A 26,099-nucleotide genomic window follows, 5' to 3' on the forward strand; every position below is an offset into this window, starting at 1 on the left:
TGCAAACTCCACCATAACGATGAACCCGGTGGCCACCAGCGACGCCGCATTCCGGGGTGGGGCATGCCCCACCCCGGAATACACCATCGCCTACACCGGAAATTACACCACGAGCGCGGACGCTAACAAGAGCCTTGGTCGCGCGCATGCGCGCGCCAGAGGCGAGGCTGTGCCGGACGACCGCACAGCGCTTGCCATGGGCTGCAATCAGTTCAAGGTCGATTTCAACGAACTGAACGACGCTTGGAAACGGTCTGCTTGGATCAGGGATAATGCGCTGATTGCGGTTGCCGCCGGAAGCAATGACGGCACGTCAGGGTTGGCGCATGATGCCTCCCAAGCGACGCAGCGTTCAGAAATCGAAAAGGCTGCCCAGGTCATTTTCTCTTCGCATCCCAAACAGCGCACGTTCTGGTTGGGGGAAGCGGATAACGTGTCGCGCGCGCAGCTGGACGCAATTTACGGTGGCCGAAAACCCTGCATTCACGGGAGCGACGCGCACGCGGGAGACCGTGCGGGAAACCCGGCCCAAGATCGCTATTGCTGGATCAAGGGTGATCCGACTTTCGAGGGACTGAAGCAAGCCTGCATAGAGCCGACCAGAGCTTTCGTCGGAAACCAAGCGCCGGAGGAAACTGTTCCATCGCAAACAATCCGACGTGTCGACGTTACCAACGCCACTTGGATTGCCAGCGGCCCAGTTTCTCTGAATCCGGGTTTGGTCTGCATTATCGGCGCACGCGGCTCTGGAAAGACTGCGCTCGCCGATTTGATCGCGGCGGGAGCGGCAGCTACCTCGTCCACGCGCGTAAACAAGCGGTCCTTCCTACATCGAGCGGCCAATTTTCTTTCCGAATCCGTATCCCAATTGTCATGGGGCGATAACAGCACGACCGAAGCCAATCTTTCGGATTTTGAGGACAACGATTTTTGGAACGAGACGCGTGCGCAATATCTATCGCAACAGTTCGTGGAGCAGTTGTGCGCGGCCGACGGTCTCACGAACGATCTTCTCGGCGAGATCGAGCGCGTTATCTTTCAGGCCCATCCGACGGATGATCGCTACGGAGCAACGGATTTCGGGGAATTGTTGGACAGCAGGGCCGCTCGGTTCAGGACGCAACGCGCCACGCTTGAAGAAGAACTGGCCGAGCTATCCACATCGCTTTCGGCGGAGCGGGAACGTGAGGCAAGTCTACCTACTTTGAGAAAGAAAAAGCAGGCTGCCCTCGACGCCATAGAGAGGGCTGACAAAGACAGGAAATTAATCTCTGTCCAAGGTAATGAAGAGCGGGCAAACGAACTTGATCGCGTTACAAAAGCGCTCGATGGATTGTCCACGAAAGCGGACAAATTAAATCAGAAGAAACAGGCCGTCACGCGGCTCCAAGATGCCGCTATCCATTTCCGCGACAGCGCTGCGAAAAAGTATCTTGCAAGCCTTCAAGACAAAAATGCCGACGCCGCGCTTTCGGGCGCGGAATGGCAGGCATTCGAACCGGTATTCAGTGGCGACGTTGACTCAATTCTGTCTAAACACCTTGCCGCAGCCGAAAGTGAGATTCAGTCGTTAAGGGGGGTAGCGCCTGTACCATTGGCTGATGTGAACGCGGGTTCGTACCTCGCTGCGGGCAAGGGTCTCGATCAACAGACGATTCACGCTCTGCAAGCAGAGCAGAAGCGCCTTCAGGACCTAATAGGCGTCGATCAGACGAAGGTGCGACGGCTACAGGAACTGACCTCAGCAATTTCGAGGGAACAGGCAGGGCTTCAGAAGATCGAGGCGCAGATCACACAAGCGGAAGCGTCCGGGGTCAAGATCGCCGATATCCGTGCTCGACGGAGGGAATGCTACAAGCTCATATTTGACGCCATACGCGCGGAAGAAATGGAGGTTGCCGCCCTTTATGAACCGCTGAAAGAGCGGCTCGGCAGCGAGACCGGTGCGCTGTCGAGGCTGACTTTTTCCGTCCGCCGGATCGCGGATGTGAAAGCATGGGCGGATGCCGGAGAAAGATTGCTCGATCTCCGAAAGGGCGGACCATTTCGCGGCCAAGGTTCTTTGCATGCTATTGCGCGCAAGATGCTACAAAAGGCGTGGGAAGAAGGTGACAGTGATGCCGTCGCCTCTGCTATGGGTTCCTTTCTCGAACAGAATCAGCCGGGACTCACGGATCACAGTCCGGTTGATCGAGCAGACGCGGATGCATATCGCGCTTGGGTCGGGCAAGTCTCTGAATGGCTTTATGATACGAAGCATATCAGGATTGCATACGGCATAAACTATGACGGTGTTGATATTGAACAACTTTCCCCCGGAACGCGGGGGATTGTCTTGCTTTTGCTCTATCTATCAGTGGATCGTGAGGACCTCCGTCCCCTTATCATTGATCAACCGGAAGAGAATCTTGATCCAAAATCCATTTTCGACGAGCTGGTAGAGCGCTTCCTTGAAGCAAAACAGCGGCGACAAATCATTGTCGTCACACACAATGCCAACCTTGTGGTGAACACGGATGCCGATCAAGTGATTGTGGCGTCGTGCAGCCCGCATCGTCCGGAAGCGCTGCCTGAAATCACCTATGTTTCAGGCAGTCTGGAGAATCCGGAAATACGTCGTAGTGTTTGCGAGATTCTGGAAGGCGGCGAAGCTGCCTTCAGGGACCGCGCACGGAGACTCAGATTGCGTAACCTAAACTGAAGCAGCTCACCCTCAAAAGAGGGTGAGCTGGCGGGCGGCGTCGGCTTGCCGACGCCACGCAGGATTCGCGGCTTCTTCGTCCAACCATGTGCGTACAAGCGCCACCGGCCCGCCCATGGCGGCGACGGCATTTGCCGTCGTGAAGTGTGAGCGGTAGCCGGTTTCCGTGATGGGAAGCGGCGCGCGCTCTGGCGCAATGGCCTCGATTTCGAGGTGGGCCGTGTCGAGGCCGTAGTCGTCGGCAAGGCTGAGCCAGCGCGGTTCGTAGCTGATGGATATAGTCACGCCGTTCCAGACGGTTTCGTGATGCTCCGTATAGCGTTTGCAGAGGCGGCTCATGCTGCACCTCCCTCTGCGATGGGAAGTTGGGCGGCTTCGTCCTGAGCCGCACCGACGATGTAGAGCACCTCTTGAAGGTCGCGGCGTGCGTCGCCGGTGATGCTATCGTAGTTGTCGAGCATAAAGCTGACGTGGTCAAAGATGCTGTTAAGCCCACTGGAGAGGCGCTGGCTGCGGGTCATGCTGCACCGCCTTCCGCCGCTTCGTCGGCTTTCGGGGGGAGCAGAACAATGCGATCGTCCAGCGGATAGAGGTCGAGTTGCAGAGTATGGCCGTCGCCGTTCTGGTGCGGCCAAGCCGCCCCGATGCGCGTCCAGTAGGATTTGCCGCCTTTGGCTTCTCTGACGTGCCACGCGATCAGCGCAGGCACTTTGGTTTCGGATTTTTTCGTCATGTCTTTTCTCCTTGGTTTGCATTTCCCTTTCGGGCGTGCCCACGGAGAGCCAGGCGCGATGGCGCGGCGTCACACAGGAAAATTGGGGGGACCGGACGCCTGCGGACGGGGGAGCCGAGGCTTCCTGTTGACGCCATGAGCGCCCGCGCATGGCAGGGGGCATGACGCCGCCCGATGGGAGTGCAAACAAAACAAGGGGAATTCAGGACGGAGCCGAGAACAAAGCCCACACCTGCAAAGGGTCGGTGGCGGTTCAAAGGTCAGCAGCATATCCTGAGATATAGCGACTTTGGGGTAAGGGTGGCCTGCATGAAGGCAGGCCCCGCAATCCATTGCCTCTGGTTCGCCAGCGGCTGAGGCAACGGCTTCGCGGAAAGGCGCGATCACGGGGGCGCTTGAAGCTCGGCGCGCCTTTTTCCCGTGCCCGCTTGGCCGGACTCCACGACCGGGAAGCGCCAGCGGCGCGTCGTGACCTCCGGCAGAAACGCATAGCTCTGTTGCATCGGCCATCGAACTCGATGGCTGGTACGATGCGCGCTAGCGTTTGGGGCGGTTCGGTTTGTCCGTCTGCTTGGCTTTGATGGACTGCACCTCTTTGGCCTTGGCTTCCAGCTCGTCGATTTCGGCGTTCATTTCAGCATGCATCGCATCCCATCCGCCGATGCCCATAAGCACGCGGTCGGCATGTTTAATGGTGTTCACATGCCCATAGTGCTGCTCGATCATTTTGACGGAGGTGCCCATTTGCTGGGCGAGGATATAGACATCGACACCGGCGGAGAGCCGGAGCGTGGCGTAGGTATGGCGGAAGCAATAGGTCGTGCGAGGAATGCCGCTCGGTCCCTCGCGAAGGTCGGTGTATTTCAATAACTCTTCGACGGTGTCTCGATAGAGCCATTTTGCCGGTTTGCCGTTGATAATCGTAAAGACGTGATCGTCAGGCTTGGTTGCCTTGGAAAGCTCACGGATGCGGTCGAGGTATTTTGCGACACTGATCGGGGCAATCAGCTTGCGGGTTTTGCCCTTGCCCTGAACGTAGAGGACAAGGATTTCCTGTCCGTCTTTGTCTTTTGCGGTGGTGATGTCCCGCCAGCGCAGGTTCTTCGCTTCCGGGGGGCGCATCCCCGTGTTGCACATGATCAGAATGAAATTGTAGCAGATTTGGCGATACCAGACGCCCTGCGGCGTGGTCGCCTCCTTCATCCACTTGCGGCCTTTGGTGTGCAGCTTGCGGTATTCCTCAAGCGTGAACTCGTCGCGGCGGTTCGATTTGAGCTTCGGCATGCCCTCGAAGCGATGATGCGCGGGCACATATCGCTTGCTGATCGCAAAGTTCATGATGGCTGCGAAAATGGTCATCTCGATACGGATCGTGGAATCGCTGATGACGCTCTTGCGACGGCCTTGGCCGTTTTCCCGTCGCCATAGCGGATATTCTGACCAGCGGTCTTGCGTAATCAGATGAATCTGTGTGCTGCCGACATAAGCCTTGAGAGGCCCATCGATTTTGCTTCTGATATTTTTGCAGCGGGCTTGGCTGACCTCGCCCGCGTTGGCGCGGCGCTGTTGGGCGTCGGCATATTCCTCCGCCACCTGCGAGAAGGGGCGGTTGAATACGGGAACATCGTGCTTCACCCGAAAGCGGATATCGGCATCCTCGTCCATCGCGCGGTCGCGCGCGGTCTGTCGGTCTGCCGTCCGCAGCGAGATTGTCTTGTAGCGGTCTTCGTTCTGGATTCTGATCCGGCAGTAATACTGGTCGTGCCCGACGTCGCCGCGTCGGAAGATGATAAGGCCGGGCTTGATCTGCTCTTTATCGAGGATGAAACTCATTTCTCCGCTTCCCACTGTGCAGAAACTGTGCAGATTGGCGGCGTAAGTGATTGATCTGCCGTACCTGTGTAGGTTCTGTGTGGGTCATTGTAGCAAAAAATGTTGTTTATTTGTAGTGGCTTGTTATAATCCCTTCACCCGCTCCAGCCGCGCCGCCTGATGCCTTCCTTGGACAAGATTCAGCCTGAGCGCTAGAGCCGGCCCGCCCCTACTCGCCCTCGTTGGGCAGCAGCTCATGGGGCACGCCCAACTCCTTGAGAACCTTGCGCGTCGCCGCCAGCCTTGCCGCCTTCCACTCGTTGAACTCCTTGGCTTTCCGATCGCGTTTGGCTTGCTCGGCCGGCGCGATGGGTTCGGGTTCCCCCCATGGCTGCGACTGCACGGTGATGTACTGCACAGGCCGGTTCGACAAGGATTCACGAAGCAGGACATCCCGGTCGAACGGCAGCGCCGCCAGCGCCTTAAGCCGAGCGACATCCCGTCGGCGCGCGGCTTCCGCAATAGCCATCGACACCAGCGCGGCCGACGGGACATAACTGCGCGTGGTGAAGAACGTTATGTCCGATGGCGGCGCTTGTATGCTGACTCTATTGAATGCGGCGTCGCAAATTCGCCGACCCGCAGCGTCCTGACATAGGGACTTCCAGCCGGGATGGGCGAGCATGTAACGATAGAAACGCTGGTATTCCGCTTGCTGACGCGGCGGCAGAATGCCCTCCTGGGGCCGTCGTAGCAGAGGAAGCCCGTCCAGAGCCTCAGCACCGCCGGCCATATGGCGATCATAGAGTTTCCGGACGAATTCCTGCCCCAGGAATTCAGGCATTTCCCACAGGGCAAAATCCAGGGTCCAATACCGCTTCCATTCACTGAAGTGCGCAACCGCCTGTTCGGCTAACGGCCGGTTCTTCCAACGCATAGCGGACTGCAGTACCGTTTCCGCATCAGACTGAAGGGAAATATCGACGCCGTTGTCAAACAAGGCCTGAATGATGTCTGTACGCCCTTTGGCGATAGCCCATTCGATCGGCGGGTGACCAAATTCACTGTCGATTAGCCTGGCCGAACGGGGTTCCGCAGCAAGCCGCTCCATCAGCCAGTCGACCCGGCCGAAGCGAATGGCACTGACTACCGAGCCGTCATCCCGCCTCGGCGTGGCAGACAAGGTCAAAGGCTGCACTGCCGCGCCATCCGCACTGGCGGCACAGACGTCCGTGTGTGCAAATTCCGGGTGGCTCACCACGGCAACGTTGTAGCGGACGACAAAGGCCTCCTCGGCCTTCCGGTAATCATGATAATATTTCGGCCGTGGCTGCGGCACCATCGATGGCTTCAGAACGTCGTCAAGCTTCCAATATTTCCGGGGATAAAAAATGCAATACACACCGGGGAAGCTAGTCCCGGCGTGGCCTACGCTGATGAGCCGGGTTTCACCCTTGGCCATATTGCTGAGCGCCAGTTGTTCGGCGCCGGGTATGGTATAGGCCCCCGCCGACTGCGCCGCGGCAAGCGCATCAGGAGCGATGGCGGCCAGCAGCGCCGCCAGGGCCAAGGCAAGGCCGTGTCGGCGGTTTTGTTTGACAGACTTGTTTACAACCTTGGGCATATTTCTGCGCATGGATGGTCACACCCGATTTGGCAAGTGATTTCCGGGCGCTGCCCGCGTCATGTCTTCAGGAGCGATCCGGCCCCTCCAACCCCCCACCGTTTATCCATGCCGGGGGGAGTGTGTCGCACGGGCCGCGCCCGCCGCCGACAGCGGCTGCTTCGTCAACCTGCGGGGAGGGGCGCCGGTCGCCCGGTGAGGGCATCCGGCCTGCCACACCTGCGCTTGCCTCGCGGTGCGCCCCGGCCTATCGGGAAACCCCGACAGGAGACGCCGTCCGTGACCCGCACCCCGACCAGCCCGACCCCGACCCTGCACAGCATGACCGGCTTTGCCCGGCTGGCCGGGGAGGCCGCCGGCTGGCGCTGGACGTGGGAGCTGAAGTCGGTCAACGGCAAGGGCCTCGACATCCGGCTGCGGCTGCCGGCCGGCTTCGACGCGCTGGACGCGCCGACACGCGGCCAGCTCTCGGCGGCGCTGGCGCGCGGCTCGGTGAATGTCGGGCTGACGCTGGAGCCCGCCAGCGGCGGCGCCACCGCCACCGTCGACGAGGTGCTGCTGGAACGCTACGCCGAGGTGGCGGTGCGGCTGGCGGCCAGGCTCGATCTGCCGCGACCCTCGCCGGCCGAGCTGATGACACTGCGCGGCGTCATCGAGGGTGAGACGGCGATGGACGAGGCGGCGCGCGAGGCGCTGCACGCGGCGGTGCTGGCCGGGCTGGCGCAGGCGATCGCGGCGCTGAAGGCCCACCGGGCCGAGGAAGGCGCCCGGCTAACCGCCCTGCTCGCCCGGCTGGTGGACGAGATCGCCACGGCGCGTGACGAGGCCGAGGCCGCCGGGGCGGCACAACCTGCGGCGATCGCCACGCGGCTGGAGGCCCAGCTGGAGACGCTGCTCAACGGCGACAAGCGGGTGGACGCCGACCGCATCGCCCAGGAAGTGGCGCTGATCGCGGTCAAGGCCGATGTGCGCGAGGAACTCGACCGGCTGGCGGCCCATGTCGAGCAGGCCCGTGGCCTGCTGGCCGGCGGCGGCGCCATCGGCCGCAAGTTCGACTTCCTCGCCCAGGAACTCAACCGCGAGGCCACCACCTTGTGCAACAAGGCCGCCACCGTGCCGCTCAACCGCGCCGGCCTGACCCTGAAAGCCCTGATCGACCAGCTGCGCGAGCAGATTCAGAACCTGGAGTAGCCGATGCCGTCCGTCGTCCCCGCCGGCGCCCGCCGTGGCCTGATGTTCGTGCTGTCCTCGCCGTCGGGCGCGGGCAAGACCACCGTGTCGCGCGCGCTGCTGGCCGATGATCCCGACATCACCATGTCGGTCTCCGCCACCACCCGCGCGCCGCGCCCCAACGAGGTGGACGGCCGCGACTATTTCTTCGTCGACAACGCCCGCTTCGACCAGATGGTGGCCGACAACGCCTTCCTGGAATGGGCGCAGGTGTTCGGCAACCGCTACGGCACCCCGCGCACAGCGGTGAACGCGGCGCTGGCGGCCGGCCGCGACGTGCTGTTCGACATCGACTGGCAGGGTACCCAGCAGCTGGCGCAGCAGAGCGACGATCTGGTGCGGGTGTTCATCCTGCCGCCGTCGATGGCCGAGCTGGAACGCCGCCTGCGCGGCCGCGCGCAGGACAGCGACAGCATCATCGCCGGGCGCATGGACAAGGCGGCGGCCGAGATCAGTCACTGGGCGGAATACGATTATGTGCTGGTCAACGACGACGTCGAGCGCTGCTTGTCGCAGGTGCGGAGCATTCTGGCCGCTGAACGGTTGAAGCGACACCGCCAGGTGGGGTTGGCAGGCTTTGTGAAAGATCTGCTCGCTCCTAAATAGGGCGGACGGAGAACATCATGAGGTTCGATCGCATGCGGACGATTTTCTGGCTGGGCACCGGCCTGGCCGCCGGCATGGCGCTGGCGTGGGGCGTTTCCTCGACCGACCAGCTGACCGAGGGCGGCGCCACCGCCATCGCCGAGACCCCGCCGCCGGCGCGGGTCGCCCCCGCCAGTCAGGCCCAGGTGCAGCTGTCCTACGCCCCGGTGGTGCAGAAGGCGGCACCGGCGGTGGTCAACATCTACACCCGCAAGATCGTCCGCCAGTCGCCGATGATGAGCGACCCGTTCTTCCGCTTCTTCTTCGGCGACCGCGCCGGTGCCGGCGCCGGCCGCGAGCGGGTGCAGAGCGCGCTGGGCTCCGGCGTCATCGTGCGCGCCGACGGCCTGATCGTCAGCAACCGCCACGTGGTCGGTGACGCCGACGAAATCCAGGTGGTGCTGGCCGACCGGCGCGAGTTCGAGGGCAAGGTGGTGTTCCAGGACCCCCGCTCGGACCTGGCGCTGGTCCGCATCGAGCCCCGGGGCGCGGCGTTGCCGGTGATCCGGCTGGGCGACTCCGACCGGCTGCAGGTGGGCGACATCGCGCTGGCGATCGGCAACCCGTTCGGCGTCGGCCAGACCGTCACCCAGGGCATCGTCTCCGCCGTGCGCTCCGGCGGCGGCCCCACCGACTACCAGTATTACATCCAGACCGACGCGGCGATTAACCCCGGCAACTCCGGTGGCGCGCTGGTTGGCATGAGCGGCGAGCTGATCGGCATCAACACCTTCATCGCCTCGCCCACCGGCGGCTCGGTGGGGGTGGGATTCGCGGTGCCGGTCAACCTGGTGCGGGCGATCCTGCCGGCGGCCACCACCGGCAAGGTGGTGCGGCCCTGGCTCGGCCTCGAAGGCCAGGCGATCGACGCCGACCTGGCGGCGACGCTGAACCTCGACCGGCCGCGCGGCGTGCTGGTCAACCGGCTCAACGCCGGCTCGCCGGCCGCCACCGCCGGCGTGAAACCGGGCGACGTCATCGCCGCGATCGACGGCCAGCCGGTCGACGACACCGAGACGCTGCAGTTCCGTATCGCCACCAAGGCGGTGGGCACCCGAGCGGCGTTGACGGTGATCCGCGACGGCAAGTCGTTCAACCTGCCGATCGCGCTCGTCGCGCCACCGGAGAATCCGCCGCGCGGCCTGACCTGGCTTGATGGCCAGCACGCCTTTGCCGGCGTGCGTGTGGGCAACCTGTCACCGGCCTATGCCCAGGAACTGGGCGGCGGCCTGCCGGACAAGGGCGTGGTGGTGGTGGAGTTGCAGCCCTCGTCACCAGCCGCACGGCTCGGGCTGCTGCGACCGGGTGATTTGCTGGATGGCATCAACGGCAAACGGGTGACGTCGGTGAGCGATCTGCGCGCCGCACTCAATGGTGTTGCCGGTGCCATGAGCTACCGCATCGTCCGCGACGGGCGCCTGGCCGAATGCGCGATCCGGCCGCCGGCCTACATCTCCTGCCGGCAATAGGGACCGAAGACGCCGGAAAGGGCGGGGGCTTGCTCAGGCCAGCGCGTTACGCACCGCCGCCAGCAGCTCCTCGTCCTCGACCGGCTTGTAGAGCACCGCCGCCGCGCCGTAGAGGTCGGCCAGCGCGGTCGCCTGCTCCAGGCTGGCGCCCGGCCCGCCACCCGACGCCAGAATGACGGGAATCTTGTCGTCGCGGCTGCGCAACGCCTTGAGCACATCCAGGCCGCTGCGGCGTGGCATCCAGATGTCCACCACCGCCAGATCGAAATGTTCGGCCGTGCTCAGCTGGATGGCCTGTTCGCCGTCCGCGCAGCAAACCACGTCATGGCCGGCGCTTTCCAGCACCAGCGTCATGGCCGCTCGTGCCGGTTCGATATCTTCCGCCAACAAGATGCGCGCCATGACCCCCCCCAATCGATCTGCTTATACAACAAGATGATACGCCGACCAGAGTCGTCAATGGGTCATGTGCGGCACGTTCGCCTGATGAATGTCAGTCGTCCAGCGTGAACGACGAACCATCGTGGCCTTCATCACTGCCCGGGCTGAGCCGGGCAAACAGATGTTCGAGTATCGCCGCCAGTTCACGCTGCCGGTCATCCGGCAGCTGGCTGACGGCATCGGCGAGGCGGCCGATCGGATCGCCATCCAGCAGAGCCAGCCCGTCCGCGGTCAGCGTGAGGCGCACCACCCGGCGATCCCGCTCGTCCGGCTCGCCACGCACATAGCCTTTGCGCACCAGCGCGGCGGCGGCGCGCGAGGCCGGCGCCAGCGTCACGCCGAGATAACGGGCGAGGCCCGCGACAGTGGCCGCTTCCCGGTTGGTGCGGGCCAGATAGCGCAACGCCGCCCACTGCCCCGGATGCATGGCCTGGGGCGAGCGTTCCGGATAAATCAGCCTGACGGCCTGCTCCAGCAGAATGGCCAAAGCCATATGCCCACGACGCTCAATCAAGACGCCGGCGCCAACCTCCGCCAGCGAAACACTTGCCCTCACCGCGCAACTCCCCTTTTCCCCCGCGCGATACCGAAGGTGCCGTTTTCTGCACGTCCGGCGCGACCCGAAGTGTTATCAGCGGCCCCAACATCATGCTAATAGCAATTGCCGAACGGCCGTACAATCAAGTCGTTTGCGCTCTTATCGCCGCGCGATCGCCAACGCCAGTCACGTTAGTCAATTAATGCCTTGATCTTGCGTCGGGATACGCCGTTAACTATCCCGCAAGGGCTGGACCGCTAGGTTTCGTGCCGAGGCGCTGAGGGATCGTCATGGCTGACTCGCCACAATCCGCGCTGGGAGTCCTGGAACTGGACGACCCGCTGTTCGAGCCGCCGCCCGTACTGCCCCAGGCGGACGAGCGGCGCATGAACGTGCGCGCCTATAATTACTGGACGTCGATCCTGCGCGGCCGCACCTTCCCCTCGGTGCTCGACCTTGAACCGGGACGAATCGAGGAATTCCGCGACAAGAGCCTGCTGCTTGATTTCTCCCGCGATCCTGAACGCCCGATGCTGCGTTACATCGGCCGTGACCTGCGCGAGGAATGCGGCATCAGCCTGGCGGAGGCCCGGCCGGAGGATGTCCCCGGCCGCTCGCTGATCTCCCGCCTGACCGATCATTATCTGGAGATTCTCGCCAACCGGGCGCCGATTGGCTTCGAGGCGGAATTCCTGTCGGCGGCGGGCCAGCTTACGCTGTATCGCGGCATCCTGCTGCCGCTGTCCGACGATGGCGAGACCATCAACTTCATCTACGGGGTGATCAACTGGAAGCTTGCCGCCGACGACGCGACTCACGCGGCCCTGGCCGATGATCTCGCCCTGGCCCTGCCGGCACCGGCGATCGCAGCTCCGGCGCCGGCCGCCGTCGATGACGACGACACCGTGCTGGAGTTGACCCGTATCGAGGCCACGGTATCTGAAACCGTGCTGGAACTGACCGGCACGGACATCGAGCCGCTTGATCTCACCGAGACGCTGGAACCGGCCCCGGTCGCCGATGTCGCCCCGTCGCCGGTCGAGGCCGACGATTTCCTGCCCGAGGATATCGCGCCCGCCGACGCCGAGTCGGCCGTCGAGCTGACGGGCGAACGCGACGGCGACGACATCGCGACCGACGACCCCCCGCTCGACCTTGGCGAGGCCGGCGACATGCTGGACGACCATCGCGCCGTCGCCCCCGACACCACCACCGACCCGCGCGGCCTGCTGCAGTCGTTGCTGGCAACTGCCCGCGCCGAGGCGGCGCAGGTTATCGGCGCCGACAACCGCTCTCGTGCCGCGCTCTATGCCGCGCTGTCGCAGGCTTATGATTTCCATCTCGCCGCCAGCGCCTCGGCGGAAGCCTATGCGACCCTGCTGGCCGAGACTGGCCTGAAGGCGCAGGCACGCGCGCCCTTCACGCCGATCGTCAAGCTGGTGTTCGGTCCCGACTATGACAAGACGCGGCTGACCGAGTTTGCCGCCGCGCTGAGCCACGCCGCACGCGAGAATCTGCCGGCACATGGATTCCGCGCCTACATCGAGCGCGTCGAGGGAGGTCTCAAGGGCATGGTGCGGGCCGAACGCGAGGCCCGCATGGCCGCGCGCGGCAACACCCAGGCCGATGCCCGCGAGTCCGCGATGGCGGCCGCCCGCGTCATGCCGGCGGTGGCGCGCCTGGCCCTGGCGGACACACCGCCGGGCGAGTTCGTGCTGCTGCTGGCACGGCGCGCGCCGGACAATGGCGGCGTCGACATCCTGGCGCCGGTCGAGGCGACGGACTCCCAGATCGAGGCCGCGGTGCGCCGGACCGTCACACGGATGCGACCAGCCGATTAAACGATAATTTCATTATCGAGAAATAAAATTACATGTATTGGCGACGCCTCGCGGCCTCGGGCCGCGGCCGGAAACTGGGGACTGGATCATGTCAATACTGGGGCTTGCCCGTGATCGGGTGACTGACGTCGTACGCCATCTCACGCAAGGCCATGCCGACGCCGACCTGCGGACGTTCACCGAGGCCTTCTACAGCAACGCGCTGCCCGACGAGACATCGGGGCTTGACGCCGCCACCATGGCGGCGATTGCCGATTTCGCCTGGCAGACCGCGGCGCATCGCCCGGCCGGCCAGCCGGTGCTGCGGCTGGAAACACTCAAGCCCGCCCCGGACGCGCCCGGCCGCCGACGCATGGCGCTGTGCATCGTCAACGACGACATGCCGTTCCTCGTCGACTCCGTGGGCGCCGAACTGGCGGCGCGCGGCCTGGCCGTCGATCGCATGATCCATCCGGTGCTCGATGTCCGTCGCACCGATGATGGTACCCGGCTGGAAACCGTCGGCGGGCGCACGGCGACACCCCCGGCGGCCGGCATCAGCCGCGAGTCCGTCATCTATCTGGAAATCGAGCGGGTCGGTGCGCGCGACCGCCAGGATTTGCGCCAGAGCCTGGCCGCCGTGCTCGCCGACGTCCGCATCGCGGTGCAGGACTGGCAGGCCATGCTTGGCGCCCTGAAGAGCGCCATCCGCGCCTTGCAGGACAATCCGCCTCCGGTGCCGCCCCATGAGGCCAGCGAGGCCATGGCCTTCCTCGACTGGCTGGCCGACGACAACTTCACCCTGCTTGGTCACCGCTTCTACCGCTTCGATGGCGATCTTGCCGATCCCGGCCTGGTTCCCGCCAGCGAGGATGGTCTTGGCCTGCTGCGTGATCCGGACTACCCGGTATGGCGCGGGCCGGAGGGATACGCGGCGTTGTCGCCGCAGTTGCGCCGCTTCCTGATGACCGCCGAACCCTTGATCATCACCAAGGCCAACGCGGTGTCGCCGGTCCACCGGCGGGTGCACATGGATTATCTCGGCGTGAAGGCGTTCGATGCCCAGGGGCGGGTGATCGGCGAACACCGTTTCATCGGCCTGTTCACCTCCGCCGCCTATGCCGCCAGCCCGCGGCAGATTCCCATACTCCGGCGCAAGGTCTCGCAGGTGATCGAGACCTGCGGTTTCGATGCGCGCGGCCACGCCGGCAAGGCCCTGGTGCATGTGCTGGAAAATTTCCCCCGTGACGAGCTGATCCAGATCGACACCGGCCAGCTGGCCAGCGTGGCGCTCGGCCTGCTGTCGCTGCTCGACCGGCCACGGCCCCGCCTGTTCGTGCGGCGTGATCCGTTCGAGCGTTTCATCTCGGTGCTGGTCTACATCCCGCGCGACAGCTACCGCAGCGACATCCGCGAGACCATCGGCCGCATGCTGTCGCGCACCCTCAACGCCCGCCTGTCCTTGTTCTCGGTGAAGCTCGGTGACGACGGCATCGCCCGCGTCCACTATATTCTGGGAACCATCCCCGGTGACGTTCCGGCCGTCGGCGAGGATGAGCTCAACCATCACCTGCGGGCGCTGGTGCAGGGCTGGGACGAGCAACTGGAGGCAGCGCTTGAGGCGGAAGTGGGAGTCCAGCGCGCGGTCCGGCTGCGCCTGAGTCATGGCAAGGTGCTCTCCGCCTCCTATCGCGCCCAGTTCTCGCCGGCGGACGCGGCGCGCGACATCGTCCACCTTGCGGGCCTCGCCAACGAGCAGGACCGGGCCGTGCAGCTCTATCGCCGCGAGGACGACCCGCACCACCGGCTGCGCCTGAAAATCTACCGGCTGGGACAGGTGATTCCGCTGTCAGAGTGCGTGCCGGTGCTGGAGCATCTCGGCCTCAAGGTGGTGGAAGAATATCCTTTCGACCTCGCCGACGGCCGACTGGGCTGGATTCACGATTTCCTGCTTGAAGACCCGGCCGGCGCCAGTATCGACGTCGACTGGCTGAAGCCAGCCGTGGAGCCGGCACTGCGCGCGGTGCTGCTGGGCGAACAGGAGGATGACGGCTTCAACGCGCTGGTCATCAAGACCGGGCTCAGCGTCGAGCAGGCGGGGCTGTTGCGGGCCTATTTCCGCTACATGCGCCAGATCGGGTTGCCGTTTGGCCAGGATACCGTCCAGGCCGCACTGGTCCGCTACCCGCAGGTGACGCAGGATCTCATCGATCTGTTCAGTGCCCGCTTCGACCCCGCCCAGGCGGACGCCAGACGAGCGACGGCTGCCGCCCACCGCCTCGACGACGGACTGGCCCAGGTGGTGGCGCTCGACGACGATCGCATCCTGCGGCTCTACCGCTCGGTGATCGAGGCGACGGTGCGCACCAACGCCTACCAGCCGGACCGGCCGGCGCTCGCCTTCAAGCTCGATTCCGGCCAGGTGCCGGGCCTGCCGCTGCCGGTGCCGTTTCGCGAGATCTTCGTCTATTCGCCGCGGGTGGAAGGCATCCACCTGCGGGGTGGCAAGGTGGCGCGTGGCGGCCTGCGCTGGTCGGATCGCCGCGACGACTTCCGCACCGAAGTGCTCAGCCTGATGAAGGCACAGCAGGTGAAGAACGCCGTCATCGTGCCGGTGGGCGCCAAGGGCGGTTTCTATCCCAAGCAGCTGCCCAGCCCGGCCGATCGCGAGGCCTGGCTGGCCGAAGGCGTCGCCGCCTACCAGATCTATATCCGCTCGTTGCTCTCGATCACCGACAACCTGGCGGGCGACACCGTGGTGCCACCGGCCAACGTGGTGCGCCACGATGACGACGACCCCTATCTGGTGGTCGCCGCCGACAAGGGCACGGCGACCTTCTCCGACATCGCCAACGCCATTTCCATCGAGCGCGGCCACTGGCTGGGGGATGCCTTCGCTTCCGGCGGCAGCCAGGGCTATGACCACAAGAAAATGGGCATCACCGCCAAGGGCGCGTGGATTTCCGTCGAACGGCACTTCCGGGAAATGGGCATCAATGTCGCCACTGATCCGGTGCGGGTGATCGGCGTCGGCGACATGTCGGGCGACGTGTTCGGCAACGGGCTGTTGCGCAGCCAGGCGGTGAAGCTGGTGGCGGCGTTCGACCATCGCCACATCTTCCTCGACCCCGCGCCCGATGCCGCGCGCGGCTTCGCCGAACGCCAGCGGCTGTTCGACCTGCCGCGCTCGTCGTGGGCCGACTATGACGCCGCGCTGATCTCGGCCGGCGGCGGCGTGTTCGCGCGCAGCGCCAAGTCGATCCCTCTGTCGGTGGAAGTACGCGCCATGCTGGAGACCTCGGCGACGGCGATGACGCCCGTCGAGCTGATCCAGGCGATCCTGCGCATGAATGCCGACCTGTTGTGGCTGGGCGGCATCGGCACCTATGTGAAGGCCGCGCACGAGCCGCACACCGCGGCCGGCGACAAGGCCAACGATCCGGTGCGCGTCGATGCCGAAGAGTTGCGGGTGAAGGTGGTGGGCGAAGGCGCCAACCTGGGCTTCACCCAGGCTGCCCGCATCGCGTTTGCCCGCGCGGGCGGGCGCATCAACACCGACTTCATCGACAACTCGGCCGGCGTCGACTGCTCGGACAACGAGGTCAACATCAAGATCCTGCTCAATCCGATGGTGACGGCCGGCACGCTGGCACCCGCCGAGCGCGACTCCCTGCTGGCGGCGATGACCGACGATGTGGGCGCCATCGTGCTGCGCGACAATTATCTGCAGACCCAGGCGATCTCGGTGGCGGAGACCGGGGGCGCGGCGGCAGCGCCGGCCTATGCCCGGCTGATGCAGACCCTGGAGGCCGGTGGCCGCCTCAACCGCCGGATCGAGGGCCTGCCCACCGATGACGAGATCGCCAAGCGGGTCCAGGCCGGCGAGGGGCTGGTGCGTCCGGAGCTGGCGGTGCTGCTGGCCTATGCCAAGATGGCGCTCTACGACGCCCTGCTGGCCTCGCCGGTGGTCGACGACGCCGTGCTGGTGCCTGATCTTGAAGCGGCATTCCCGGCCATACTGCGCGAACGCCACGGGCGGGAGATCGGTCAGCACCGGCTGCGGCGCGAACTCATCGCCACCAAGCTCGCCAACGCCGTGGTCAATCGGGGCGGCATCACCGTCGCCTTCGAGCTCGCAGAGGAAACCGGCTGTGGTCTTGATCAGGTCGCCGCGGCGTTCGTGGTCGCCCGCGAGGTGTTCGACGTGCGCGGCCTGTGGCGGATGATCGATTCCTACGACTACCACATCCCGGCCGCCGCCCAGACCCGGCTGCACGCCGATGCCGCCCAGGCGTTGCGGCGGCAGATGGAGGACATCCTGCGCTTTGGCGGTGACGGTTTCATGCCCGGCGCCATCATCACCCGCCTCAGGCCGGCGGTGGACCGGCTGTCGGGGCGGGTGTTCGACCTGTTGCGCCCCGAGCCGCGCGCCTTCATCGACCAGTACCGCGCCGAACTCGCCGAGCATGGCGCCCCCGACAAGGCCGCGGAGGCGCTGCTGCGGCTGAACGCGCTCAACGGCGTGGTCGGCGTGTCGCTGCTGGCCGGCGACATCGGCCGCGACGAGGTCGATGTCGCCCAGGCCTATACCCGGCTCGGCGAACGGCTAGGACTGGACTGGGCCGGCGCCGCCGCTGACAGTCTGGAGCCCGTGGACCCGTGGGAGCGCCTGCTGATCGCCGGCACCAGCCACGACTACGAGCGCATCCGCGTCGACCTGATCCGCCGGCTGGCGCAGGGCGCGCCGGCCACGCCGGCGCTGGCCTTGGTCGAGGCATGGCTTGCCGAACAGGAATCGCGGGTGGCACGCGTCAACGCGCTGGTGGCCAGTGTGCGCACGGCGCCACCGATGACCACCGCCAAGCTGACGCACCTGGCGGCGCAGGTCCGGCAACTGCTGGCACACTGACCGTAGCACCGGGGGGCCGCCACCATTCCCCGCGCAAAAGGAAAAGGCCGGGAGCGATGCTCCCGGCCCTTCCTTTCGGTTGATCCGTCGCCGGATCAGTAGTGGTAGGCGCGCTCGCCGTGCTCGGAGAGGTCGAGACCCTCGAACTCCTTTTCCTGGCCGACGCGCAGGCCGACGATCTTGTCGACGATGAAGTAGATGATCGCCGAACCGATGCCCGACCAGGCCAGGGCGATCACGACCGCGATGGTCTGGGTGACCACCTGGCTGCCCATGCTGTAGCCGTCGAGGCCAACGCCGCCCAGCGCCGGGCTGACGAGGACGCCGGTGGCGATCGAGCCGACAATGCCGCCGACGCAGTGGACGCCGAACACGTCCAGCGAGTCGTCATAGCCCAGCGCGTTCTTGACCGAGGTCGAGGCGATGAAGCAGATCACCGAGGCAACCGCACCCAGGACGATGGCGCCCATCGGACCGATGAGACCAGCCGCCGGGGTGACCGCCACCAGGCCGCCGACGGCGCCGGTGATGATGCCGAGCAGCGACGGCTTGCCCTTGGTCAGCCACTCCGCGAACATCCAGCCCAGGCCGGCCGCGCCGGTGGCGACGAAGGTGTTGATCATCGCCAGCGTGGTGCCGCCATTGGCTTCCAGGTTGGAACCGGCGTTGAAGCCGAACCAGCCGACCCACAGCAGCGAGGCACCGATCATCGCCATGGTCAGCGAGTGCGGCGGCATCGGCTCCTTGCCGTAGCCGGTACGCTTGCCGAGCATCAGCGCGCCCACCAGGCCGGCGATACCGGCGTTGATGTGCACCACGGTGCCGCCCGCGAAGTCCAGCGCGCCCATGTTGAACAGGTAGCCGGTGCCGGCCCACACCATGTGTGCGAGCGGGAAGTAGCAGAAGGTCACCCACAGCACGGTGAACAGCAGCACCGCCGAGAACTTCATGCGCTCGGCGAAGGAGCCGACGATGAGCGCCGGCGTGATGCAGGCGAACGTCATCTGGAAGCAGATGAACACATACTCCGGGATGACCACGCCATCGGAGAAGGTGGCGGCGGTGGAGTCAGGCGTGACGCCCTTCAGGAAGGCCTTGGAGAAGTCGCCAATGATGGCGTTGCCGTCGGTGAAGGCGAGGCTGTAGCCGTAGAACACCCACAGGATCATCACCGTGCAGACGATGGCGAACACCTGCATCAGGACCGACAGCATGTTCTTGGTGCGGACGAGGCCGCCGTAGAAGAGCGCCAGACCCGGCAGGGTCATCAGGAACACGATGATGGTGGAGACCATCATCCAGGTGGTATCGCCCTTGTCGGGCACCGGCGCCGCCTCCTCGGCGAACGCGACGCCAGCGGCCAGGGCCGTGACGAGGCCCGCCGACAGGGCAGGCAGGAACTTGGTGAGTTTTGTCATTTGTAGCGCCCCCGTTACAGAGCCAAGTCGTTTTGTTCGCCCGTGCGGATCCGCACGGCCTGACCGACATCAAGGACGAAGATCTTGCCATCGCCGATGCTGCCGGTGCTCGCCGCCTGCTGAATGGTCTCGACCACGCGGGTGGCGAGATCCGAGGCAACGACGACTTCGAGTTTGATTTTCGGGACCATGTTGGTCGTGTACTCCGCACCGCGATAAATCTCGGTCTGGCCCTTCTGCCGGCCAAAACCTTTGACTTCGCTGACGGTCAAGCCTTGCACGCCGATGGTGGTGAGCGCGTCGCGCACCTCCTCCAGCTTGAAGGGCTTGATGATCGCCATGATCAGTTTCATGCCCGTCTCCCTTTTTTGTCCCTGAACCCTGTTGTTGGACCAAACCTGCGTTGCAGAGTCCGTGCCAAACTGAGTCAGCCGCGGGAATCGCGGGGACTCGGCATGATTTGCGGCAGTGCAGCAAAGACGCGGCCGGCGCCCATGCCCAAATTTTAAACTGATATTGCAGATTGCCTAAATGTTAGGCATTTGAAGCGTGCAACCGCAGCGTCGCCGCAATTTCAGGCAGCGCCGCCTCGGCCGCGGTCCTGCCGGCGAGGATCAACGCCTCGGCCTTGGTGAAATCGCCGACATCGACATGGCCGACCGGCGGCGTGACCACCACCTCCGCCGGGTGCGCCGTCAGCACGTGCGTCGACAGCGCGGTCAGCAGCAGCCCCAGCGATGCCCGGGTCACCCGCAGCGCCGAGGCCCGGTGGCCGGCACCCGCAAGCCCGATGGCGGCGGCGCGACGCAGATAATCCCCCTGCAGATTGACCGCCACCACCGGCGCCCGGCTCAGTCGCCGCACTGCGGACACCGGCACCGGATTGACCAGGCCGCCATCGGCCAGCAGCTGGCCGTCGCGGCGCACGGGACGGAAGATGCCGGGAATGGCGATCGAGGCCCGCACCGCCTCCACCACCGGGCCGGTGGACAGCACAACCTCGGTACCACCGAGCAGATCGGCGGCGACCGTGGCGCACGGCAGCGCCAGATCCTCCAGATGCGTGTGCGCGAAATGGCGCTTCAGTTCGCGCTCGATGGCGCGCCCGCCCAGCACGCCGCCGCGAAAGCCGAGATCAAGGTAGCGCAGCATCGTCATCGCGTTGGCCGACCGGGCCAACTCCTCCAGCACGTCGAGCTTGCCGGCGGCGACGCACACCGCCACCAGCGCGCCGATGGAGGTGCCGGCGACCGCCTCGATCCGCACGCCGCGTTCCATCAGCGTGCGCACCACGCCGATATGCGCCCAGCCCAGGGCCGCCCCGCCCCCCAGTGCCAGCGCCACCCCCGATGCCGCGACGTCCAACGGCGATGACGGCATGGCCATGGCCTCGCTACAGGTGGCGCATCAGAAAGTCGGCCGACGCGCAATGGGTGGCGAACTGCGCCGACTGGCGCACCGCCGCCGGCGCCCGGTCGCGCTCGGCGGGCATGAAGCCGTATTTGGTGAAGAAGCCGGCGGCATCCTCGGTGAACAGGTAGAGCGTCTTCACGCCCGCCTCGCGCGCGCGCGCCACCAGCTCCTCCAGCATCTTGCCGCCCAGCCCCTGGCCGCGGTGACAACTCATGGTGAGGAAGGAACGCAGGATGGCGGCATCGCCGTAGAGCTCCAGGCCGCCGACGCCAACCCGCCAGCCGCTGTCATCCTCGAAGGCGAAAAACCGCTGATTGTCGCCGCCCAGATCGCCGGCCAGCAGATCGTTGTCCGCCAACACGCCGGCGAGCGCGTCATATTCGGCCTGGCCGACCGGTATGACTTTCAGACCCATGCGTACCTCCCGGCCGGGTTTCCGGCTCATCGCGGGAAGGGTAGCGCAGTGGCACGATGACGCAAGGGCCTCGATCGGCCCGCCTGCACTCAGCCGGTGCCGCCGACGGTCAGGCCCTCGATCAGCAGGGTCGGCTGGCCGACGCCAGCCGGCACCGATTGACCGCCCTTGCCGCAGGTACCGATGCCGGGATCGAGTTCGAGATCGTTGCCGATCGCCTTGACCCGGGTCAGCACGTCGGGGCCGTTGCCGATCAGCGTCGCGCCCTTCAGCGGCCGGCCAAGCGTGCCGTCGTTGATCTCGTAGGCCTCGGTGCAGGAGAACACGAACTTGCCCGAGGTGATGTCCACCTGGCCGCCGCCGAAGGTCCTGGCGTAGATGCCCGACTTGACGCCGCGCAAAATCTCGCGCGGGTCTTCCGCGCCGGCCAGCATGAAGGTGTTGGTCATCCGCGGCATCGGCGCGTGCGCGAAGGACTCGCGCCGGCCGTTGCCGGTGGGGGCAACGCCGGTCAGCCGGGCATTCATGCGGTCCTGCATGTAGCCCTTGAGGATGCCGTCCTCGATCAGCACGGTGCGCTCGGTCGGCGTGCCCTCGTCGTCGATCGACAGCGAGCCGCGCCGGCCGAGGATGGTGCCGTCGTCGACCACGGTGACACCGGGGGCCGCCACCCGCTCGCCGATGCGCCCGGAGAAGGCCGAGGTGCCCTTGCGGTTGAAGTCGCCCTCCAGGCCATGGCCCACCGCCTCGTGCAGCAGCACGCCGGGCCAGCCCGGCCCCAGCACCACGGTCATCTCGCCCGCCGGCGCCGGCACCGCCTCCAGGTTGGTCAGCGCCTGGCGCAGCGCCTCGTCGGTGGCCTGCCGCCAGACGGCGGGGTCGAACAGGCGGGCATAGTCGTGGCGGCCGCCCAGCCCTTCCGAGCCGGTCTCGCGGCGGTCGCCGTCCTGGGTCATGATCTGGACGTTGAGCCGCACCAGCGGGCGGATGTCGCGCGCGCGGTAGCCATCGGGGCGGACGATCTCGACCACCGACCAGGAGCCGATCAGCGAGGCCGACACCTGGGCCACCCGCGAATCCCTGGCCCGGGCATAGGCGTCGATGTCCGCCAGCAGCCGGGTCTTGGCCTCGAACGAGAAGCCCTCGAACGGGCTGTCGGCGGGGTAGAGCGCGCGGTCGGTCTTGGCCGGCGGCTCGGCCCACTGGCCGCCGTGGCCGGCGCGGATGGCGGCGATGGTCGCCCCGGCGCGCCGGATGGCGGCCTCCGACAATTCGTTGGCGTGGGCAAACGCCGCGGTCTCGCCGGTGACGCCGCGCAGACCGAAGCCCTGGGCGGTGTCGAAGGTCGCCGACTTCAGCCGGCCGTCGTCGAAGCCGAAGCTCTCCGAGAGCGCGTATTGCAGGTAAAGCTCGCCGTCCTCCAGCCCGCCCAACGCCTCGGCGACCACCGCCTCGACACGGCCTTCATCCATGCCGGTGCGGTTATAGAACAGGTCGCGGGCGACGGCGGCGGGCGTGCCGGTCATCTCAGGCGGCCCTGGAGGCGTCGGCGCTGCCGGCCGGCCGGGGATCGGCCGGGCCGCCGGCCAGCACGTAGCGGCGATCGCAGTAGCCGCATTCGACATAGCCACGCTCGTCCATCTTCAGGAACACGCGCGGGTGGCCCAGGGCGCCGCCGTCGCCGTCGCAGGCGACCTGCTGGGTCTGGACGTAAAGGGTTTCCGGCGCGGCGGTGCTCATGGTGTGTCAATCCTGATTGGTCATACGGATGCGCCTCAGATAGCACCGCCGGCCGACGGATTGAAGGGCGGCCCCTTCAACTCGACGATGTTTCCCTGCGGATCGCTGATGTAGAGCGACGGACCGTCGCCCTCGGCGCCATAGCGGCTGGCGACCGTGCCGGCCTCGATGCCATGGCGGGCGAGGTGGTCGCGGATCGCCTCGGCGTCGAAGGGATCGACGCGCAGGCAGATGTGATCGACGTTGCCTGGCGTCGCCGGCGCGTCGGCCACCACCAGCAGATCGATCAGCGAGCGGCCGGCGCGCAGCTGGATCAGCCCGATCGCCTCCTGACGCCTCTCCACCGGACAGCCCAGCACCCGGGTGTAGAAGTGCAGCATCGCGTCCACGTCGGTCACCCGCAGCACCACATGATCGATCTCTCGCACCCGCAGCATCGTCCGCCCTCCCTGTCCGGCCTCGCCGCCAGCATAGGCGCACCGGGCGCCCGGCAAAATGCCGGCGTCAGGACGCTGTGTTTCCATACCGATGCCGACACCCCCTTCGACAAGCGCGCCGGCGCGCGCTATGTGTCCGGGCCATGACAAGTCCCGCCCCGACGCCCGCCATCCGCATCCGCGACCTGGTCAAAACCTATGCCGGCGGCAAGCAGGCCCTCCGGGGTGTTTCGCTGGACATCCCGCAAGGCTCGATGTTCGGCCTGCTTGGCCCCAACGGCGCCGGCAAGTCGACCATGATCAACATCATGGCCGGCCTGGTGAACAAGACCGCCGGCGGGGTGGAAATCTGGGGCTTCGATATCGACCGCGACCCGCGCAACGCCAAGGCCTCCATCGGCATCGTGCCGCAGGAACTGATGTTCGACGCGTTCTTCACCCCCTACGAGGTGCTGGAACTGCAAGCGGGCCTCTATGGCGTGCCCAGGTCGCGGCGGCGGACCATGGAGATCCTGGAAGCGATGAAACTCGCCGACAAGGCGCACGTCTATTCCCGCACGCTGTCGGGCGGCATGAAGCGACGGCTGCTGATCGCCAAGGCACTGATCCACAACCCGCCGATCCTGGTACTCGACGAGCCGACCGCCGGTGTCGACATCGAGCTGCGCCAGCAGCTGTGGGCTTATGTGCGCCAGCTGCACGCCGCCGGCACCACGGTCGTGCTCACCACCCATTATCTGGAAGAAGCCCAGGAGCTGTGCGACCGCATCGCCATCATCAACCATGGCCAGGTGGTCGCCAACGAAACCAAGGCCAGCCTGATGGCGCAGGCCCACGACAAGGTGGTGGTGGTGCGGCTGGATCGCGAGATCAGCAGCCCGCCGGCCTGCCTCGCCGGCTTCGACGCCCGCCTGCGCGACCCCTGGCATCTGGCCGTCACCTACGATACCCGTAGGATGAGTGCCGGGCGGGTGCTGGGCGCTCTTGCCGAGGCGGGCATCGGCATCGAGGAAGTGACCACCGAGGAGGCCGACCTCGAAGACGTGTTCCTGCGCCTGACCCAGCATCAGGCGCCAGGCGCCCTCGCTGCCGCACCGGAGAGTCCGCATGGCAACCAATGACCTGCACCAGTTCGATGTGCTCGTGCTCGGCTCGGGCGCGGCCGGGTTGACCCTGGCCCTGGATCTGGCCGACCGCTACAAGGTCGCGGTACTGTCAAAGGGCGACGTCTCGGCCGGCTCCACCGCCTGGGCGCAAGGCGGCATCGCCGCGGTGCTGGAAGAGGGCGACACCTTCGAGGCCCATATCGATGACACCATCCGGGCCGGCGCCGGTCTCAACAACCGTGCCGCGGTGGAGTTCGTCGTCGAACGGGCGCCGGCGGCGGTGGAGAAGCTGGTCAAGCTGGGCGTGCCCTTCAATGTCGGCGAGGACGCGGCCCACCCCTTCCACCTCACCCGCGAGGGCGGCCACAGCCATCGCCGGATCGTTCATGTCGATGACGCCACCGGCGGCGCGGTGCAGCGTACCCTGGAACAGCGGGCGGCGGCGGAGCCCAACATCACCCTGTTCTCCAACAAGGTGGCGGTCGATCTGATCACCGAACGCCATGTCGGCACCGGCGGCCCGCGGCGGTGCTATGGCGCCTACATCTACGACCGCAAGCGCCGGCGGGTGGAGCGCTTCGCGGCGCGAGCGACCGTGCTGGCGACCGGCGGCGCCAGCCGCGTCTACCTCTATTCCACCAACCCGGACGGCTCCACCGGCGACGGCATCGCCATGGCCTGGCGTGCCGGCTGCCGGGTCGGCAACATGGAGTTCAACCAGTTCCACCCCACCTGCCTCTATCATCCGCAGGTGCGGAACTTTCTCGTCACCGAGGCGATGCGCGGCGAGGGCGGCCTGCTCAAGCTGCCCGACGGCACCCGCTTCATGCCATCGTTCGACCCGGCCGCCGAGCTGGCGCCGCGCGATGTCGTCGCCCGCGCCATCGACCATGAAATGAAGCGGCTGGGCCTGCCGCATGTGCTGCTGGACATCAGCCACAAGCCGGCCGACTTCGTCACCGGCCACTTCCCGACCATCCACGCCCGCCTGCTGGAACTGGGCATCGACATCACGCGGGAAGCGATCCCGGTGGTGCCGGCCGCCCATTACACCTGCGGCGGTGTGCTCACCGATCTCGCCGGCCGAACCGATCTCGCCGGCCTCTACGCTATTGGCGAGGCCGCCCACACCGGGCTGCACGGCGCCAACCGCATGGCGTCCAACTCGATCCTCGAATGCCTGGTGTTCGGCCATGCCGCCGCCGCCGACATTCGCGCCAGCGACGACGGCGCGCCGGTGCCGACGCCCGCGCCATGGGACGAAAGCCGCGTCACCGACTCCGACGAGGAAGTGGTGGTGGCCCACAACTGGGCGGAGCTGCGTCAGTTCATGTGGGATTATGTGGGCATCGTGCGCACCACCAAGCGGCTGGAGCGCGCCAAGCACCGCGTCAAGCTGCTGCGCAAGGAAATCCAGGAGTATTACGGCCACTTCCGCGTCAACCGCGACCTGCTGGAACTGCGCAACCTGGTAACCGTGGCCGACCTCATCGTCCGCTCGGCACTCGCCCGGCGGGAGAGCCGGGGCCTGCACTATATCCTCGACTATCCGCGCCAGACGGATACCCCGCGCGACACCATCCTGGAACCCTGGGCACGCGGCTGAACCGGGCTGGATCCTGACGCGGCGTCCGGCCGCTGTTCTCGC

22 protein-coding genes are annotated in these 26,099 nt (G+C 65.9%); 8 read left to right on the forward strand and 14 right to left on the reverse strand.

Translation table 11 applies throughout. From position 1 onward, the window contains the following. The first annotated feature begins 28 nt into the window (after positions 1 to 28). Positions 29 to 2,701 carry a TrlF family AAA-like ATPase gene (locus ABU113_RS13655; protein ID WP_454560054.1) on the forward strand — a complete coding sequence of 891 codons (2,673 nt, stop codon included), beginning with the start codon at positions 29 to 31 and terminating at the stop codon, positions 2,699 to 2,701. A 12-nt stretch (positions 2,702 to 2,713) separates the two neighbouring features. Here ABU113_RS13655 and ABU113_RS13660 read toward each other — a convergent pair whose 3' ends face one another. From ABU113_RS13660 to ABU113_RS13680, 5 genes are all read right to left on the reverse strand, one after another. Beyond that, complete coding sequence (locus ABU113_RS13660; protein WP_287902857.1) at positions 2,714 to 3,040, reverse strand: hypothetical protein; 327 nt, start codon at positions 3,038 to 3,040, stop codon at positions 2,714 to 2,716. Next, positions 3,037 to 3,222: a hypothetical protein gene (locus tag ABU113_RS13665; RefSeq protein WP_015458418.1), complete on the reverse strand. Its 186-nt coding sequence runs from the start codon at positions 3,220 to 3,222 to the stop codon at positions 3,037 to 3,039. Before ABU113_RS13665 ends, ABU113_RS13660 begins: the two co-directional genes overlap by 4 nt. Continuing rightward, on the reverse strand, positions 3,219 to 3,434 hold the full coding sequence (locus ABU113_RS13670) for a hypothetical protein (protein WP_287902862.1): 216 nt from the start codon (positions 3,432 to 3,434) through the stop codon (positions 3,219 to 3,221). The genes ABU113_RS13665 and ABU113_RS13670 overlap by 4 nt, the downstream gene beginning before the upstream one ends. Before the next feature lie 537 nt (positions 3,435 to 3,971). After that, a complete protein-coding gene (locus tag ABU113_RS13675; protein ID WP_287902865.1) occupies positions 3,972 to 5,267 on the reverse strand; it encodes a tyrosine-type recombinase/integrase in 1,296 nt (431 codons plus the stop codon). A gap of 208 nt (positions 5,268 to 5,475) precedes the next feature. Further along, the gene (locus tag ABU113_RS13680) at positions 5,476 to 6,870 is read right to left on the reverse strand and encodes a hypothetical protein (RefSeq protein ID WP_454560055.1); all 1,395 of its coding nucleotides are present in this window, start codon (positions 6,868 to 6,870) and stop codon (positions 5,476 to 5,478) included. 279 nt (positions 6,871 to 7,149) lie between these two features. On the opposite strand from ABU113_RS13680, the gene ABU113_RS13685 reads away from it, so the two are divergent. Genes ABU113_RS13685 through ABU113_RS13695 form a run of 3 tightly spaced genes read left to right on the forward strand, consistent with a single transcriptional unit; the run spans position 7,150 to position 10,214 of the window. Then, positions 7,150 to 8,061 (forward strand): YicC/YloC family endoribonuclease, encoded by a 912-nt coding sequence (locus tag ABU113_RS13685; RefSeq protein ID WP_454560056.1) that lies wholly within the window; start codon positions 7,150 to 7,152, stop codon positions 8,059 to 8,061. A gap of 3 nt (positions 8,062 to 8,064) precedes the next feature. Beyond that, positions 8,065 to 8,706 (forward strand): guanylate kinase, encoded by a 642-nt coding sequence (gene gmk / locus ABU113_RS13690; protein ID WP_454560057.1) that lies wholly within the window; start codon positions 8,065 to 8,067, stop codon positions 8,704 to 8,706. A 17-nt stretch (positions 8,707 to 8,723) separates the two neighbouring features. Next, positions 8,724 to 10,214 carry a Do family serine endopeptidase gene (locus tag ABU113_RS13695; RefSeq protein ID WP_454560058.1) on the forward strand — a complete coding sequence of 497 codons (1,491 nt, stop codon included), beginning with the start codon at positions 8,724 to 8,726 and terminating at the stop codon, positions 10,212 to 10,214. 33 nt (positions 10,215 to 10,247) lie between these two features. Here the strand turns inward: ABU113_RS13695 and ABU113_RS13700 are convergent, their stop codons facing one another. Both ABU113_RS13700 and ABU113_RS13705 read right to left on the reverse strand, forming a co-directional pair. Beyond that, complete coding sequence (locus tag ABU113_RS13700) at positions 10,248 to 10,616, reverse strand: response regulator (RefSeq protein WP_454560059.1); 369 nt, start codon at positions 10,614 to 10,616, stop codon at positions 10,248 to 10,250. Positions 10,617 to 10,707: 91 nt separating this feature from the next. Continuing rightward, positions 10,708 to 11,148: a MarR family winged helix-turn-helix transcriptional regulator gene (locus ABU113_RS13705; RefSeq protein ID WP_454560060.1), complete on the reverse strand. Its 441-nt coding sequence runs from the start codon at positions 11,146 to 11,148 to the stop codon at positions 10,708 to 10,710. Positions 11,149 to 11,483: 335 nt separating this feature from the next. On the opposite strand from ABU113_RS13705, the gene ABU113_RS13710 reads away from it, so the two are divergent. Both ABU113_RS13710 and ABU113_RS13715 read left to right on the forward strand, forming a co-directional pair. After that, positions 11,484 to 13,034, forward strand: a complete 1,551-nt coding sequence (locus tag ABU113_RS13710; protein WP_454560061.1) for a hypothetical protein — start codon at positions 11,484 to 11,486, stop codon at positions 13,032 to 13,034. 88 nt (positions 13,035 to 13,122) lie between these two features. Further along, the gene (locus ABU113_RS13715) at positions 13,123 to 17,922 is read left to right on the forward strand and encodes an NAD-glutamate dehydrogenase (protein WP_454560062.1); all 4,800 of its coding nucleotides are present in this window, start codon (positions 13,123 to 13,125) and stop codon (positions 17,920 to 17,922) included. Between the two features lie 95 nt (positions 17,923 to 18,017). Here the strand turns inward: ABU113_RS13715 and ABU113_RS13720 are convergent, their stop codons facing one another. The 7 genes from ABU113_RS13720 to ABU113_RS13750 form a co-directional block, all read right to left on the reverse strand. Beyond that, on the reverse strand, positions 18,018 to 19,340 hold the full coding sequence (locus tag ABU113_RS13720) for an ammonium transporter (RefSeq protein ID WP_454560063.1): 1,323 nt from the start codon (positions 19,338 to 19,340) through the stop codon (positions 18,018 to 18,020). A 14-nt stretch (positions 19,341 to 19,354) separates the two neighbouring features. Next, a complete protein-coding gene (locus tag ABU113_RS13725) occupies positions 19,355 to 19,693 on the reverse strand; it encodes a P-II family nitrogen regulator (RefSeq protein ID WP_454560064.1) in 339 nt (112 codons plus the stop codon). A 181-nt stretch (positions 19,694 to 19,874) separates the two neighbouring features. Beyond that, positions 19,875 to 20,726, reverse strand: a complete 852-nt coding sequence (locus tag ABU113_RS13730) for a patatin-like phospholipase family protein (protein ID WP_454560065.1) — start codon at positions 20,724 to 20,726, stop codon at positions 19,875 to 19,877. 7 nt (positions 20,727 to 20,733) lie between these two features. Then, entirely contained in the window at positions 20,734 to 21,168 is a 435-nt protein-coding gene (locus tag ABU113_RS13735) for a GNAT family N-acetyltransferase (RefSeq protein ID WP_454560066.1), read from the reverse strand. Between the two features lie 89 nt (positions 21,169 to 21,257). Beyond that, entirely contained in the window at positions 21,258 to 22,694 is a 1,437-nt protein-coding gene (gene tldD / locus ABU113_RS13740) for a metalloprotease TldD (protein ID WP_454560067.1), read from the reverse strand. Position 22,695: 1 nt separating this feature from the next. Further along, positions 22,696 to 22,908 carry a zinc-finger domain-containing protein gene (locus tag ABU113_RS13745; RefSeq protein ID WP_454560068.1) on the reverse strand — a complete coding sequence of 71 codons (213 nt, stop codon included), beginning with the start codon at positions 22,906 to 22,908 and terminating at the stop codon, positions 22,696 to 22,698. A gap of 35 nt (positions 22,909 to 22,943) precedes the next feature. Then, complete coding sequence (locus ABU113_RS13750) at positions 22,944 to 23,345, reverse strand: VOC family protein (protein ID WP_454560069.1); 402 nt, start codon at positions 23,343 to 23,345, stop codon at positions 22,944 to 22,946. Positions 23,346 to 23,488: 143 nt separating this feature from the next. Here ABU113_RS13750 and ABU113_RS13755 point away from each other — a divergent pair, with 143 nt between their 5' ends. Continuing rightward, positions 23,489 to 24,466, forward strand: a complete 978-nt coding sequence (locus tag ABU113_RS13755) for an ABC transporter ATP-binding protein (RefSeq protein WP_454560070.1) — start codon at positions 23,489 to 23,491, stop codon at positions 24,464 to 24,466. Beyond that, positions 24,453 to 26,057, forward strand: a complete 1,605-nt coding sequence (gene nadB, locus ABU113_RS13760) for an L-aspartate oxidase (RefSeq protein WP_454560071.1) — start codon at positions 24,453 to 24,455, stop codon at positions 26,055 to 26,057. Before ABU113_RS13755 ends, nadB begins: the two co-directional genes overlap by 14 nt. Positions 26,058 to 26,099: the final 42 nt, after the last annotated feature.

Source organism: Parapedomonas caeni, assembly GCF_041060555.1.
GTDB lineage: Bacteria > Pseudomonadota > Alphaproteobacteria > Sphingomonadales > Sphingomonadaceae > CAUJIW01.

Coding starts and splice junctions, on each gene's coding strand:
- ABU113_RS13660 (WP_287902857.1), bottom strand. CDS start 3,040: ATGAGCCGCCTCTGCAAACGCTATACGGAGCATCACGAAACCGTCTGG.
- ABU113_RS13665 (WP_015458418.1), bottom strand. CDS start 3,222: ATGACCCGCAGCCAGCGCCTCTCCAGTGGGCTTAACAGCATCTTTGAC.
- ABU113_RS13670 (WP_287902862.1), bottom strand. CDS start 3,434: ATGACGAAAAAATCCGAAACCAAAGTGCCTGCGCTGATCGCGTGGCAC.
- ABU113_RS13675 (WP_287902865.1), bottom strand. CDS start 5,267: ATGAGTTTCATCCTCGATAAAGAGCAGATCAAGCCCGGCCTTATCATC.
- ABU113_RS13680 (WP_454560055.1), bottom strand. CDS start 6,870: ATGCCCAAGGTTGTAAACAAGTCTGTCAAACAAAACCGCCGACACGGC.
- gmk (WP_454560057.1), top strand. CDS start 8,065: ATGCCGTCCGTCGTCCCCGCCGGCGCCCGCCGTGGCCTGATGTTCGTG.
- ABU113_RS13695 (WP_454560058.1), top strand. CDS start 8,724: ATGAGGTTCGATCGCATGCGGACGATTTTCTGGCTGGGCACCGGCCTG.
- ABU113_RS13700 (WP_454560059.1), bottom strand. CDS start 10,616: ATGGCGCGCATCTTGTTGGCGGAAGATATCGAACCGGCACGAGCGGCC.
- ABU113_RS13705 (WP_454560060.1), bottom strand. CDS start 11,148: ATGGCTTTGGCCATTCTGCTGGAGCAGGCCGTCAGGCTGATTTATCCG.
- ABU113_RS13710 (WP_454560061.1), top strand. CDS start 11,484: ATGGCTGACTCGCCACAATCCGCGCTGGGAGTCCTGGAACTGGACGAC.
- ABU113_RS13715 (WP_454560062.1), top strand. CDS start 13,123: ATGTCAATACTGGGGCTTGCCCGTGATCGGGTGACTGACGTCGTACGC.
- ABU113_RS13720 (WP_454560063.1), bottom strand. CDS start 19,340: ATGACAAAACTCACCAAGTTCCTGCCTGCCCTGTCGGCGGGCCTCGTC.
- ABU113_RS13725 (WP_454560064.1), bottom strand. CDS start 19,693: ATGAAACTGATCATGGCGATCATCAAGCCCTTCAAGCTGGAGGAGGTG.
- ABU113_RS13730 (WP_454560065.1), bottom strand. CDS start 20,726: ATGGCCATGCCGTCATCGCCGTTGGACGTCGCGGCATCGGGGGTGGCG.
- ABU113_RS13735 (WP_454560066.1), bottom strand. CDS start 21,168: ATGGGTCTGAAAGTCATACCGGTCGGCCAGGCCGAATATGACGCGCTC.
- tldD (WP_454560067.1), bottom strand. CDS start 22,694: ATGACCGGCACGCCCGCCGCCGTCGCCCGCGACCTGTTCTATAACCGC.
- ABU113_RS13745 (WP_454560068.1), bottom strand. CDS start 22,908: ATGAGCACCGCCGCGCCGGAAACCCTTTACGTCCAGACCCAGCAGGTC.
- ABU113_RS13750 (WP_454560069.1), bottom strand. CDS start 23,345: ATGCTGCGGGTGCGAGAGATCGATCATGTGGTGCTGCGGGTGACCGAC.
- ABU113_RS13755 (WP_454560070.1), top strand. CDS start 23,489: ATGACAAGTCCCGCCCCGACGCCCGCCATCCGCATCCGCGACCTGGTC.
- nadB (WP_454560071.1), top strand. CDS start 24,453: ATGGCAACCAATGACCTGCACCAGTTCGATGTGCTCGTGCTCGGCTCG.